Here is a 12,387-nt window from a genome sequence, read left to right as displayed (position 1 = left end):
TTAGACTCCCCCAACGGCCCCGCGGTTCCCCGCGAGGCCAAATTTCTTACCAACGGACTCTACACTGCCGCAACGACAGCTGCGAGGCGACCCGCCACCTTTCGGGCTTGTTCTTCCTCGGCGGCCTCCACCATGACGCGAAACAGCTCCTCAGTACCGGAAGGACGAAGCAGCACGCGACCCGAGTGCCCGAGCTCTTCCTCGGCCTCATCGATCGCAGCCAGCACCTCCTGCGAGCTCATAATCTTGGACTTCTCTGACACCGGCACGTTGATGAGTACCTGTGGCAGCACCTGCATCACCTGTGCGAGTTCCTTGAGGCTCTTGCCGGTTTCCGCCATCTGTTCCATCAGCAGCAGCGCGGACAGCGTGCCGTCGCCAGTCGTGGCGTGCTCCGGGACAACGATGTGGCCGGACTGCTCGCCACCAAGCGAGAAGTCCCCACGGTTGAGCTCCTCGAGAACGTAACGGTCGCCCACCGCGGTCTGCTTCAGTGCAATGCCTTCGCGCTCCATGGCGAGGGTAAGTCCCAGATTGCTCATGACCGTGGCTACGAGCGTGTTGTCGCGCAGGTTGTTCTCGGCCTTCATGCCGCAGGCCAAGATCGCCATAATCTGGTCACCGTCGATGATGTTGCCTTCAGCGTCGACGGCGAGGCAGCGGTCCGCATCACCGTCGTGTGCCACGCCAAGATCAGCACCGTATTCGACGACGGCTGCCTGGATCTTGTCCATATGAGTGGAACCGGAGCCATCGTTAATGTTGAAAGCGTTCGGCTCGTTGTAGATCGCCACAACCTCGGCACCGGCGGCCTCGTACGCCTTCGGGGCGACCTCGGACGCCGCACCGTTCGCACAGTCCACAACGACCTTGATGCCCTTCAGGCTGGTGCTCATCGCCTCTTTGAGGTGCGCCAGGTAACGATCCTGCGCGTCCGGCGCCTCCTCGATCACGCGGCCGATACGGGTGCCGGTTGGCCCACCTTCTTCAAGCGTGTCGAGAGCCCTCTCAATTTCGTCCTCGACCTCATCAGGCAGTTTGTGGCCACCCGCGGAGAAGAACTTGATGCCGTTATCCGGCATGGGGTTGTGGGACGCGGAGATCATCACACCGATGTCCGCACCGTAGTCATCAGTGAGGTACGCCAAGCCGGGAGTAGGAATCACGCCGACACGCAGGACATCCACACCTTTCGACGCCATGCCCGCAGCCATCGCTGCCGCAAGCATTTCGCCGGACACGCGTGGGTCGCGGCCAATCAGCGCCGTCGGGCGGCGCTTCGAGGACTCACGGTCCTTCGTTAGTACGGTCGCGGCGGCGGCACCGAGCTTCAGTGCCAACGACGCCGTCAGTCGCTCATTGGCGAGACCTCGGACACCATCAGTTCCAAACAATCGAGTCATGCTGTTTATTATGCACTACCGACAGCTATACAAAAACAACAACCGCCCACCCGGCCAGTGCCAGGGGGCGGTTGATGATACAACCAGCGTAGTGATTAACGCTTGGAGTACTGCGGTGCACGACGGGCCTTGTGCAGACCAGCCTTCTTACGCTCGACCGCACGAGCGTCACGGGTAAGCAGACCAGCCTTCTTCAGGGTTGGGCGCTCAGCCGGGTTGTAGATGTTCAGTGCACGGGCAATCGCCAGACGCAGCGCACCGGACTGACCGGTTGGGCCGCCGCCCTTGATGTTTGCCTTGATGTCGAACTGGCCCTCGCGCTCGAGCAGGGTCAGCGGCAGCAGGATGTCCTGCTGGTGCAGCTTGTTCGGGAAGTAGTCCTCGAACTCACGGCCGTTGACCGTGATCTTGCCTTCGCCCTCAACGACGGTCACGCGAGCGATTGCGCGCTTACGACGACCAACGGTCTGGATTGGGCCCTCGTGCAGCGGTGCAACCTCAACGGTGTCCTGGGTCTCCTCGACCTCTGGAGCAATAGCGTCACCGATGGTGTAGTTGAACTCTTCCGTCGCCGCGGTTGCCGCGTCGATGTCGGTCTCAGCTGCAATGTTGTTCTGATCAGCCATTACTGTGCCACCTGCTTAAACTCGTAGGTTTCCGGCTTCTGAGCCTCGTATGGGTGCTCGGAGCCGACGAAGACGTGAAGCTTCTTGATGGACTCGCGGGAAAGCTTGTTGTGCGGCATCATGCCCTTGACAGCTTCCTCGATAACGCGGTCCGGACGCTCATCGAGCGCACAACCAAGCGTCATAGCAGTCAGACCACCCGGGTAGCCGGAGTGGCGGTAGCGCATCTCGCGATCGCGCTTGTTCGAGGAGATGTGGACCTTCTCGGCGTTGATCACGATGATGTGATCGCCGGTGTCAACGTTCGGTGCGAACTGTGGCTTATGCTTGCCGCGCAGGATATCCGCTGCAGTCGACGCAAGCTTGCCCAAGACCACGTCCGTGGCGTCGATGACGTACCACTTACGGGTAATGTCACCGCTCTTTGGGTGGTAAGTAGACATGCATGACTCCTTCAAGTCTGTCTAGTTGGCTGCCGGCCATAACGTATAAAACTGTGCGCTGTATCCTGCTCAGACGGCGGCCGGTGGAGACCCGACAAGCAGCACGGCACACAAGCTGCAAACTTTACAGCACAAAGCACTGAACAGCAAGACGCTCCCCCTGGCGCCTTGCTGTTCAGCAAGCTTCTGTGTTGTTATCCCCAGCTGTTTGCCGCGGCGTTGTTTACCGCGAGCATGGTGGAGTTGCCGTCTTCAACGGTGCTGGCGATCTGGTTCAGAATGGTGTTCAGATCCTCTGCGGCTTGGTCCCACTTCGCCTGGTGTGCCTGGTACGCGGACGCTGCGGTGCCTTCCCAGGTCTGCGCCATCGGCTGGATGATCTGCTTCAGTTCGTTGAGCTGGCTGGTGATGCGGGTCGCCGACGAGCGCATGTCTTCAGCTGCGTTGGCGATCTGGGCGAAGTCGTACTTGATTTGCATGATGAGTATGTCCCTTTACATTCGGAAGATGGTCGTTGTGTCTGCTGAGAACCGCTGAGAGCGTTTTAGAGCGCCAAGCCCGCGGAACCGGACAGCGAACGGAAGTTGTCGGTGTTCGTAGCGTCGGTGTTCTCGTAGTTCTTGGCGTTGTCGCGGATGTTGTTCGCGATGTCACGCAGCGCTTCGGAGAGGCGTCGCTGCGCGTCGTCGTAGCGGACCATCAGGTCATCGAAGCTGCGCTGCGCATTGCCCACCCAGTAGCTGCGCGTGGACTCCGCGACCTGCTGCACGCGGTCGATTTCTCGGTTGACGTTTGCGTTGGTGTCATCTGCCCGGTCGGCAGTTGCGCGCATGACGTCGGCTTCTGTTCTGAACTGTTCCATGTTCAATCCCCCTACTAGGTACTGTGTCTTGGTTGTAACGACAGCCTTCCAAGCTGTTCATATAGTTGGACGCACGTTTTGGTGCTCCGGTTCCCTCAATGTTGAAGAAACTTTTCTTCCCACCCTCCCACCACGGTTATGCTGCGAGTTTGCCTCACCCCTCCCCTGTCGGTGGCGTGAATTCGGCGGTGTCGAAGGCCATCTGACACGTCGCCTGCTGCACCCTGCTGGGCGCCTGCCGCGTCTGACACGCCACGAAAAGCTGGTAAGAATCCTGCGCCCAGGTTCGCCACAGCGTTTCGGCGCCTCCGGGGGCGGTCTCGCGGTACGTCACGGCGTGGAGGTTGTGATCCACGAGCGTGAGCTCGGGGTCACGCTCGATACCCCCGAGCAGCTGCGCTACGAACTGCTCGGGCGGCAGCGTGTAGCGGTTCTCTGCGGAGATCAGTACGCGCATGTCGGGGTCGGCGCCTGTTGCCATCCAGCCCTGCTCATGTTGCGCGAGTTGGAACCCGGGAGGCAGCTCAATCGCAAGTCCGTCCTGCGCGATCCGCACGGCGGTAGGCTCGCTCGCAACAGAAGAAGAGGGGCTTGTTGACGCCCGCGAGGCCGTCGGCTGGCTGTGCAGCACAGTGGTCGACGTCGCCCCTTCTGAAGCCTGAGCAGACGTGGGCGAAGAGGGCGTCGATAAGAAACGAAAGAGCACGAACCCGCAGATTGCTGCGACCACAACCACTGCGGCGCCAAGCGCGGCGAACGGCCACCACGCGCGACGTGGCGCAAGGTCTGCGGCCGTAATCGCGGGTTGCTCCTCAGTCGGTGGATCGACTTCCACTTCGAGGGGCTCGCCGGTGATGGTGACGTCGTAGCCGCTCATGGCCTGCTCAAACTGATCGAGGTCCTCGGGGCTCGCGGCGATCTGAATCACGGCGCCGCCCGGATCTGGCCCGAACAGGCCACGCACGTACTGCGCGACTTCCCGCGGGCCGGGGCCGTCGAAACGGTGGACGTTGGCGGCGCCGGTGAACACGGTGTTCGTGGGCGTCATGGTGATGCGGAGATCGGGTTTCATAGGGTGGCTCCTTCGGAGTAGGGTGCTGCGACTTGGACCAGGCCACGGGCCTCACCTGACTGGACGAGCAGGCCTCGGCCGGGCGGCTGTGGGGCTGGGCGCACTCCGAAGAGCGCGCCTTCGTCCCTGGTACCGTCAAGGACGATGACGTCCGGAAGCAGGTCTTTCAGGGCGGACAGGAAACTGCCGAACATGGCGCGTGATACTCCACCGAACTTGCGGGCGGCAACCACGTGCAGGCCGATGTCGCGAGCGTGCGGGAACAGCGTGGCCAGCTCGCGCAGGGTGTCCTCCGGGACGAGCTCGAGGTCGTCGATGACGAGATAGAGCTCCGGGCCTTCCCACCAGGAACGCTGCGCGAGCTGCTGCGGGGTCACATCCGCCCCGGGTAGCCTGCCGCGCAGCGTGATGATCAGCGCGCTGACCGCCTCGTCGACGGCGCTGGTAGAGGCTGCGTAGGCCGCCACCATGTCCGGGTTCGCCCGCCCGAGGTGCGCGCGGCGCACGTCCAGAATCACCATGCGGGCCTGCTCACGGCCCATCGCCTCAATCGCGGTGATGGCCGAGGCAATCGCGGTGGACTTGCCAGCACCGCTCGCACCGATGACCAGCAGGTGGCCAGACTCGCTCCACAGCGGTGCAAGGCGGGGTCCACCGACGCCGAGTGGCAGACGTTGGCCTCCCGAGGTGAGCAGGTCCGCAACCTCCACGTGACTCGGCAGCACCCTTAGGCGTGGCACCGGAGGCTGACCCTGCGTCGCTGCGCGGACGTGTGCCACGTCCTGCGCGGAGGTGTGCGCGACCAGCATGAACGCCCCCTCTTCGGTAATGCCGCGGCCCGGCAGCGCGGGAAGTTTCGCCTGCACCTTCCTATCAATCACCGAGTCCATCGGTTCGGTAAGATGCAGCTCAATCCTCGTGCCGATCACGTCACGGACGTTCGCGCGGATCGCGTTCCAACGCTGTGTAGTCACAACCAGGTGGATGCCCACAGCCGGGCCTTCCGCAGCGAGACGAGTCAGCGGTTCACGCAGGTCTTCCGTCTTCGCATCCGGTGCGAGCAACGTGTGCCAGCCGTCCACGATCAACACGGTGTGCCGCTTCGTGCGCCGCTGCGGGTCGTCGAGCATCTCGACCAGCTCGTCGACGACACGGCGCACGCGCTCCTCGTCCGTGCGCTGCGCGACACCCGCCACATGCGGCAGTTCGGCGACGTCGCTGAAGTCGCCGGAGCCGGCGTCGATAATGTAGAAGCACAGCTCGTCCGTGGTGTGCCGCAGCGCGAGCGACGCCACCATCGTGCGCACCGCCATCGACTTGCCCGTCTGCGGTCCACCCGCGAGCGCCACGTGGCCACCCGCCACCGACAGGTCCAGCACGAGCGGCACCTGGCGCTGCTTGATCGGCTCGTCAATCACCCCGATAATCGCCCGCAGCTTCGGCATCGACTCACTGCCACCGTAGACCTGCGAAAGCTCGATCTGTGCAGGCAACGGCGGCAACCACACCTGGTGCGCCCGCATGCCCAGTGCATCCGCCACCTCCCTCGACTTCTCGACGACCGCCGCCAGCAACGTCGTGGTCGCATCAGTATCGACGCCGACACTCTCCTTCGCATCCTCCACCGGCGGGGGCTCCCACCCGTGGAACAGGCGAACCTCCGCGGCCGCCTCGCGCCTGGGCGACCCTCTCTTTTCTACACCCCTCACTGTGTTATAGAGACAGGGTCTTGACCTCCCCCCCCACCGCGGGCGAGCGCACCTCGCGCCTGGTCACGCCGCGGGCGCGCTCCAGCGGCCCCGACACGTACGCCGCGCGGAAACGCTCCAAGTCGCCTGAGCCCGTGGACAAGAAGCCCGCGCCGGGCTCGCTGGGTAGCTCGTAGGCGTCCGGCACGCCGAGCACCTGGCGGGATTCGGCCGCGGAGAACGTCTTGAGGCCGATACGGTAAGAAAGGTGCGAGTCCAGCCCGCGCAGCTTGCCCTCCTCCAAGCGCTGGGAGGCAAGTAGCAGGTGCACGCCCAGCGAGCGGCCAAGTCGGCCGACGGCCACGAACAGGTCAGCGAAGTGCGGGTGTTGGCTGAGCAACTCAGAAAACTCGTCCAGGATGATCACTAGCGCCGGCAGCGGCGCGAGGTCCTCGCCCGCGAGCCGGGCCGCGGTGTAGTCGGTGATATTGGCGTAGTTCCCCGCCTTGCGCAGTAGCTCCTGACGTCGGTTCATCTCACCGGAGATGGCGTCGTACATGCGCTCAACCAGGATGGATTCGTCCTCCAGGTTGGTAATGACCGCCGAGGTGTGAGGCAAGGACTCGCAGCCGAGGAAGGTTGCGCCGCCTTTGAAGTCCACGAGCACGAGGTTGAGTTCCTCCGGCGAGTGCGTCGCGGCGAGCGCCACAACGAGTGTTTTTAGAAGTTCCGATTTACCAGACCCCGTCGCACCGATGCACAACCCGTGCGGGCCCATCCCGCCCTGGGCGGACTCTTTCAGGTCCAAGTAGAGGGCCTGGCCCTGGGCAGTCGAGCCAATCGGGACCATGAGGCGCTGTCGGGTGCCTTCGCGTCCGGTCCACATGGTGTGCTCGTTGAGCTCGGCGATGTCGTTGATGCCGAGCATCGGGAGCAGCTTGCCTCCGTGGGAGGCGCTTTCGGCGCTGAGCAGCTCGGGGCGGCGATAGAACGCCAGTTGGCGCGCGATCAGCTCCGCCTCTGCGACACTAATCCTGTCGGGCCTGCCCAGAAACTCTAGGCCCATCCCGGTCAGCGCGTGGAGTTCGTCGTCGCAGACAAGGTGGAACGCCTCCTCATCCACCAACCAGTCCGGGTCCGGGTGGATAACCAGCACGCACACGTTCTCGCTGCTGGAGGCACTGGTGCTGAAGGAGATCACGGAGGGGTGGGTGGTGGCGTCGAGAAGTATGACTTGGAACTCGGCCGCCTCCGGCGTGGCGGAGTGCGGCAGCCACTTCACCCACTCAAATTCTCTCGGCGCCTGGGCGGCGTCGATGCCGACGAGCTCCGGGCCGTGGAAAAACGCCAGCTGGGCAATGATCGAGCGCGCGACCTCCGCCGCACGCGGCCCCACCATCGTGATCACGGGAAACGCATTGAGCGCCACCACGATCGGCATCTCTTGGATCGTGTTCACCGCGGCGACCGTCCTGCGCAGGCTCACCGCGCACACCGGGTCGAGGTCCTCGGGCGAGCCAGGGTCGTCGACCTCGATTGGGGTATGCAGTGCCACCGCGCCAACACCAATGCGCACCTGCAGCGCGTACGGCGAGGCGGCGTACTGTTCCCAGACACGCTCCGCAGGCACCGCCGTGAGCAGGGCGTTCGGTGCCGGGTGGAGATATTCGGCGTGCTCGCGCTGGACCTCGGCGTTGCTGCGCGCCCGGTGAGCGAGGGCGTCCAGGTGGCGCAGGTAGACCCGGCGCGTCTCGTCGATGTCCCCCTGGCGCTCCTGTGGCGAAAACATGGTGACCATGCCGAAGAGCATCATGACCGGGAAGATGAGCATCATTGGGCTCACAGTGCGCCCGGACATCACCATCAGCGCCATCACCGCCCCGATGGCAACCACCATGACCACGGGCAGCAGTACTTTCAACAGTGGCATCGGCTGGTCCTTGTGCGCCTGCGGTACCGCTTCGGCGCGGAGTTGGCCGGTCGGCAGTGGTGGTGGCGGCGCGAGTGTGTGCGCCGTCGATGGTGTCACGACTGGTTCGTGGTCAAGACCTAGCATGCATTCCCCCTCATGCATTTCCCCGGTTACGCATTCCCCCTCGCGCAACGTCTGCATGCATTCTAGGCGATGGTGCGCTACATTGTTCAAGTTAAGCGCCAAGTCGCGCATTTGTTTGTTTTCCGGGGGGATTCATCGTGGCAGTTTCTGCAACGCATCACATCGTGCACGTCACCATTCGTATCGACGTCGCTTCGCTTCATCGCGATATCGATCTCAGTTTGCCGACGTCCTCGTCGCTCTACGAGCTGATACCCGAGATCGCGCGCTTCGTGGAACTGCCGCAGCTGCACCGCCCTTGGGAGTTCACCAACGTAGCTGGCATCCCACTGGACGGACACGTGCCGTTGTACCAGCTCAAGATGCGAAACGGCGCGACGGTGGTGATGCGCCCACAGGAGCAGGCGGCACCGCCCGTGATCCGCGACGCGGCCCACTCGCTCAGCGCCGCGGCGGCTTCTGCGCGCGATGTGCGTGGCCTGCACATAGGCGCAACAATGTTGGGGCTGCTGTGCATTGCAGCGGTGGCTGGCACGGTCGGCGGAGTGGCGTTCGGCGCGGGCCTGGCGGCTGCAGCGGCGCTGGTGTTGTCGCTCGCGGCGCGAAGCAGCGCGGTTTACGTGGCGTTTCTGTGCACGGCCCCTTTCGCAGTCGGCGCCTGGGTGGCTGGGCCTCCGGCTACATGGGACGGGTCGAGCGATACGGCAATCGGGATGCTAGCCGCCGCGATCACCGCCGTGTCCTGCGTGGTCATCGGCGCGATGCTCAGGCTGTGCGGTGCGGCGGTCGCGACCTTCGCGGCGGTGTGCGCGCTGCTCCTTGCCGCGGCCCCGCTCGGTGCGTGGTTGCCGCCCTCGGATTGTCTACGAGACAGGAGAAGGGGTGGGACAAGCGCCCAACCCGGGTGGGGTCGGCCTCCACGGCGGTGACGACCGCCCGGGGGGGAGGCGGCGTCGATCACCGCCTGTCTCTTATACACATCTAGATGTGGAGAAGAGACAGGTGCGTGGTTGCCGCAGCACCACGCGGGGGCGGCGGTGGTCGTGCTGCTCGGGTTGCTGCTGGTCATGCTCACGCCCCATATCGCCACGGCCGCCGCGGGCTTGAAGGTGCCACGCATCCCCACCGCTGGCGAGGAATTTGATCGCTCGGATGTGTACCAGCATGACGTCGATACACGCAGCCGCACCGCGCTGACCGTATCTGCCGCGATTGCATGTGCCGTGACCACCTGCTGCTTACCAGCGCTCTACGGCATTGCCACGATGGACGCCGCACTGGGCTGGCGCGTCGCACTCGCCGGTTGCATGGCTGGCGCGCTACTCATCCACGCGGTGCGTCACCACTACCCCACCCCGCGCATCGCGCTGACGGCGCTGGCCCTCGGCGCGCTCGGTACCGTGGTGCTCGCCACCGTATACGAGCCAAGCCCGCACCCAGCGTTCCTCGTGGCAGCGGGGTGCATCGCCATTGTGTGCGCTACCGCCGTCATCTGGTCGCGCCGCGTGCCTGACCTCGAGCCAACCACGGTGGTGTGGTTCGAGCGCGCCGAAGCCGCCGCCATCATCGCAGTCATCCCGCTCGCGGTGCACCTCACCGGGCTGTTCGACCTCATCCGGGGGCTGTAAGCCCATGCACACCACTGCTTCTCGACGCCTCTTCGCCACCCTCTGCGCCCCACTCGCCGTTGGAACGACGCTGCCAATCTCGATCCCGGCCCCACCGGCGCAGGCCCAGGACTACGCCTGCACCCGCCCCGCGCACCTGCCGCCAGACCGCGACACGCCACTGGAGCCTGACCCATCCGTCGCCGCGTCCCGCAGCCACGGGCCGTGGTGTTGGCGGCCACGCCGTGGCGTGGTTGATCCACAAGTTGTCGGGGGGGGTCGTTTTTTCCATGGTAAGGATCGGCGTGCTAAAGACAGGACCGTACATCAGCGGGGAGGCGAAAATCTGTCTCTTATACCCACCTAGATGTGTATAAGAGCCAGACCCGCAACTGCCGCCGGTCACACCCGGCCGGGACTTCGTCACACCCGACGACCCCGATCCATTCTTCGACTGCGACAGCCACGGCACCGTCGTCGCCGGCATCATCGCCAGCCGCGACCTCGGCATCGCGCCCGCAGCGCACCTCATCTCAATCCGGCAAACCTCCGCGCACTACCGCGAAGAGCAGGCCGCGGGATCACTCGCCACCCTCACTGACGCCATCAACAACGCCGTCGACGAGCGCGCACGCGTCATCAACATCTCAATCGTCTCCTGCATGCCGCCTTACCTCGCCGCAAGCCTGGACACCCGCGAGCTGGAGGCCGCGCTCCACCGCGCCGAAACCTCCGGTGCCGTCGTCGTGGCCGCCGCAGGCAACGCCACCAACGAATGCGCCCACGGTTTCGCCGTCTTCCCCGCGCACATGCCCACGGTCCTTGCCGTCGGCGCACGCGAGGACGCCCACACTGTCGCCGACTACTCCATCGCATCCCCAAAGCCGCCGCTCTCCGCCCGCGGCACCACACCCGTGGTCCTCGCGTCCGACGGCGCAGGGTTCGCCACCGGCATCACCGGCGAACTCCAACCCGACGGCACACCAACCGTACAGCCCTACGTGGGCACCAGCTTCGCCGCACCCGTCGTCAGTGGCGCCATCGCCCTCCTCCTCGAGCGCTACCCGCACCTCTCACCGCAACAAGTCCGTGAGATCGTCTACGCCGCCGCGGAACCCAACGGCGGGGCGCTGCGCCCAGAAGACATCGTCACGCAACTCCCACCCACGCCACCGCGCGAGGCAACCGTCACCACCATCGACGCACCGTTGCCCACCGCATCCCTTGCGGTCCGGCGCGCCGGACTGGCGCTCGGTGGGCTCTTGGCATGCATCGCGCTGGCGATCGTGGCGCGCTCCCTCCGTGGGGGCCGCGGACGCCGCGGGCTCTAAGACGCCACCGGTTTCAGCGCCACCGACCGCTCGAGCGGAGCTCCACTCGGCAGCAGCGCAACGATCTGCCACGGCGCTTCCTCGGTGTGGCGCACGCCGATCAGCTCCAGCGTGTCCCGCCCGGCGACCTCGTGGCGGGTGCCCTCCGGCGACACCACGAGCAGGCCTTGCCCTGTATCCACGCCGACGGCACCCTCGCGCAGTCCCGTGAAGTGGGTCGCGGTGCCCGTCCCCGCCAGCGCAATCGCTCCTTCGAGCACGCCACCGGCGTCCTTCGGCCAGGTGGCTGCGCCACGTTTGTCGTTCACGCACACCGTGTCCTGTGTGGGTTGCACCCAGCGCGGAGCCTCGTGCGGGATGCGCAGGTCCAGTGGCGGCTGTGCGTCCGGGGAATGCGCGATGTCTGCGCGGTTGACGTTGCGGGGGGCGGCGCCGGCGTCGAGAAGCACTTGGGCGGCTGTGTCAGAGACTTGCTGCACACCGCCGTGCTCCGTAAGCACCCAGGCAGCCTCCGGGGTGCGCAGTACCTCAGGGAGGCGCGGTGGCAGCGTGAACGCCGGCCCCTCGCGCAGGGCACCAAGCACCGCGTTCGGCGGCGACCAGCGCGGCGTCGTGGCGTCGATCCCCAGGGCACGGCGCATGATGCGCCCCTCCGGCGTGGTGGATGGCGGCAGCTGCCTGCGACCGTGCGCATCGACGACCCACTCACGGTGATCCGCCACCGCCAGCACCGCCGTACCCCTCGGTAGCGGCGCAGGCGCCTGACCCGCGACCACCGTGACCTTGCCCTCGGTGTGGCACGCGGACCAGGCATGCGCCTCCGTGGCCTCAGGGGCAAACATCCCAGGAGCCGCGACGATGCCCACTGGCAGGCCGCGCGGCACCGTGGCCAAGTAGTCCCCACCGGCGCGGGCAGGCTCGGCGGCCTCCCCGGCGATGAGGCGAGCGGAAGTCAAGTTCGTCACAGGGTGCAAGGTGCCGTCGACACGCACGAACAGGCCGCCGTCAGTAGCTCGCACGATCGGGGCTTCGCCGGGGTGCGGGTTCGGGCTCATCCAGGCGAATAGCCCCATCACCGCGGCGATCAGCACCACCCCGACCGCCCCGAAGATCCCCGCGCGGCGCCGCGCCGCCAGCGGGTCATGGATCATCCGGATATCGCCGTAGATCAGGCCGTGCTCCACACGGCGCTGCATGAACCTGTGCCCCGACACCTGCGGTCGCGTTGTTGGCAACAATCGCTGCGACATGTATACCCCCGATGTTGTATCCCCCGATAACCAATAACGCTGCCTTACA

13 protein-coding genes are annotated in these 12,387 nt (G+C 65.3%); 3 read left to right on the top strand and 10 right to left on the bottom strand.

Translation table 11 applies throughout. The features are described from left to right. Window positions 1-59: 59 nt before the first annotated feature. From glmM to eccCa, 8 genes are all read right to left on the bottom strand, one after another. On the bottom strand, window positions 60-1,403 hold the full coding sequence (gene glmM / locus BQ4436_RS05715; RefSeq protein ID WP_070363051.1) for a phosphoglucosamine mutase: 1,344 nt from the start codon (window positions 1,401-1,403) through the stop codon (window positions 60-62). A gap of 95 nt (window positions 1,404-1,498) precedes the next feature. Beyond that, window positions 1,499-2,029, bottom strand: a complete 531-nt coding sequence (gene rpsI / locus BQ4436_RS05710) for a 30S ribosomal protein S9 (protein ID WP_070363052.1) — start codon at window positions 2,027-2,029, stop codon at window positions 1,499-1,501. After that, window positions 2,029-2,472 carry a 50S ribosomal protein L13 gene (gene rplM / locus BQ4436_RS05705; RefSeq protein ID WP_070975819.1) on the bottom strand — a complete coding sequence of 148 codons (444 nt, stop codon included), beginning with the start codon at window positions 2,470-2,472 and terminating at the stop codon, window positions 2,029-2,031. Before rplM ends, rpsI begins: the two co-directional genes overlap by 1 nt. 194 nt (window positions 2,473-2,666) lie before the next feature. Next, window positions 2,667-2,951 (bottom strand): WXG100 family type VII secretion target, encoded by a 285-nt coding sequence (locus BQ4436_RS05700; RefSeq protein WP_070477587.1) that lies wholly within the window; start codon window positions 2,949-2,951, stop codon window positions 2,667-2,669. Window positions 2,952-3,016: 65 nt separating this feature from the next. Then, window positions 3,017-3,334 (bottom strand): WXG100 family type VII secretion target, encoded by a 318-nt coding sequence (locus tag BQ4436_RS05695; protein ID WP_070477585.1) that lies wholly within the window; start codon window positions 3,332-3,334, stop codon window positions 3,017-3,019. Between the two features lie 154 nt (window positions 3,335-3,488). Next, on the bottom strand, window positions 3,489-4,406 hold the full coding sequence (locus BQ4436_RS05690) for a type VII secretion-associated protein (RefSeq protein WP_070975817.1): 918 nt from the start codon (window positions 4,404-4,406) through the stop codon (window positions 3,489-3,491). Beyond that, window positions 4,403-6,031, bottom strand: coding sequence for a type VII secretion protein EccCb (gene eccCb / locus BQ4436_RS12660; RefSeq protein WP_143000830.1), 1,629 nt, complete (start codon window positions 6,029-6,031; stop codon window positions 4,403-4,405). Before eccCb ends, BQ4436_RS05690 begins: the two co-directional genes overlap by 4 nt. An 88-nt stretch (window positions 6,032-6,119) precedes the next feature. Continuing rightward, entirely contained in the window at window positions 6,120-8,150 is a 2,031-nt protein-coding gene (gene eccCa / locus BQ4436_RS12655) for a type VII secretion protein EccCa (protein WP_369822029.1), read from the bottom strand. 137 nt (window positions 8,151-8,287) lie between these two features. Between eccCa and BQ4436_RS05680 the strand changes: the two genes are divergently transcribed. Both BQ4436_RS05680 and eccD read left to right on the top strand, forming a co-directional pair. After that, on the top strand, window positions 8,288-9,079 hold the full coding sequence (locus BQ4436_RS05680; protein ID WP_176754818.1) for an EsaB/YukD family protein: 792 nt from the start codon (window positions 8,288-8,290) through the stop codon (window positions 9,077-9,079). An 81-nt stretch (window positions 9,080-9,160) separates the two neighbouring features. Continuing rightward, on the top strand, window positions 9,161-9,778 hold the full coding sequence (gene eccD / locus BQ4436_RS05675) for a type VII secretion integral membrane protein EccD (protein WP_070975814.1): 618 nt from the start codon (window positions 9,161-9,163) through the stop codon (window positions 9,776-9,778). Here eccD and BQ4436_RS12005 read toward each other — a convergent pair. Next, a complete protein-coding gene (locus BQ4436_RS12005) occupies window positions 9,762-9,977 on the bottom strand; it encodes a hypothetical protein (protein WP_143000829.1) in 216 nt (71 codons plus the stop codon). The genes eccD and BQ4436_RS12005 overlap by 17 nt on opposite strands. A 172-nt stretch (window positions 9,978-10,149) precedes the next feature. On the opposite strand from BQ4436_RS12005, the gene BQ4436_RS05670 reads away from it, so the two are divergent. Next, a complete protein-coding gene (locus tag BQ4436_RS05670; RefSeq protein ID WP_070975812.1) occupies window positions 10,150-11,088 on the top strand; it encodes a S8 family serine peptidase in 939 nt (312 codons plus the stop codon). On the opposite strand, the gene eccB is transcribed toward BQ4436_RS05670, so the two are convergent. Next, window positions 11,085-12,338, bottom strand: a complete 1,254-nt coding sequence (gene eccB, locus BQ4436_RS05665; RefSeq protein WP_070975811.1) for a type VII secretion protein EccB — start codon at window positions 12,336-12,338, stop codon at window positions 11,085-11,087. The two genes, BQ4436_RS05670 and eccB, sit on opposite strands and share 4 nt — an antisense overlap. Window positions 12,339-12,387 lie beyond the last annotated feature (49 nt).

Source organism: Corynebacterium sp. MC3 (assembly GCF_900099485.1).
Lineage (GTDB): Bacteria > Actinomycetota > Actinomycetes > Mycobacteriales > Mycobacteriaceae > Corynebacterium > Corynebacterium pseudogenitalium.
The sequence above is the reverse complement of the archived record's forward strand: the minus strand, read 5'-3'. Positions and strand labels throughout refer to the sequence as shown.

Bases quoted from the DNA above. Each gene is read 5' to 3' on its own strand.
- glmM (WP_070363051.1), bottom strand. From the start codon at position 1,403: ATGACTCGATTGTTTGGAACTGATGGTGTCCGAGGTCTCGCCAATGAG.
- rpsI (WP_070363052.1), bottom strand. From the start codon at position 2,029: ATGGCTGATCAGAACAACATTGCAGCTGAGACCGACATCGACGCGGCA.
- rplM (WP_070975819.1), bottom strand. From the start codon at position 2,472: ATGTCTACTTACCACCCAAAGAGCGGTGACATTACCCGTAAGTGGTAC.
- BQ4436_RS05700 (WP_070477587.1), bottom strand. From the start codon at position 2,951: ATGCAAATCAAGTACGACTTCGCCCAGATCGCCAACGCAGCTGAAGAC.
- BQ4436_RS05695 (WP_070477585.1), bottom strand. From the start codon at position 3,334: ATGGAACAGTTCAGAACAGAAGCCGACGTCATGCGCGCAACTGCCGAC.
- BQ4436_RS05690 (WP_070975817.1), bottom strand. From the start codon at position 4,406: ATGAAACCCGATCTCCGCATCACCATGACGCCCACGAACACCGTGTTC.
- eccCa (WP_369822029.1), bottom strand. From the start codon at position 8,150: ATGCTAGGTCTTGACCACGAACCAGTCGTGACACCATCGACGGCGCAC.
- eccB (WP_070975811.1), bottom strand. From the start codon at position 12,338: ATGTCGCAGCGATTGTTGCCAACAACGCGACCGCAGGTGTCGGGGCAC.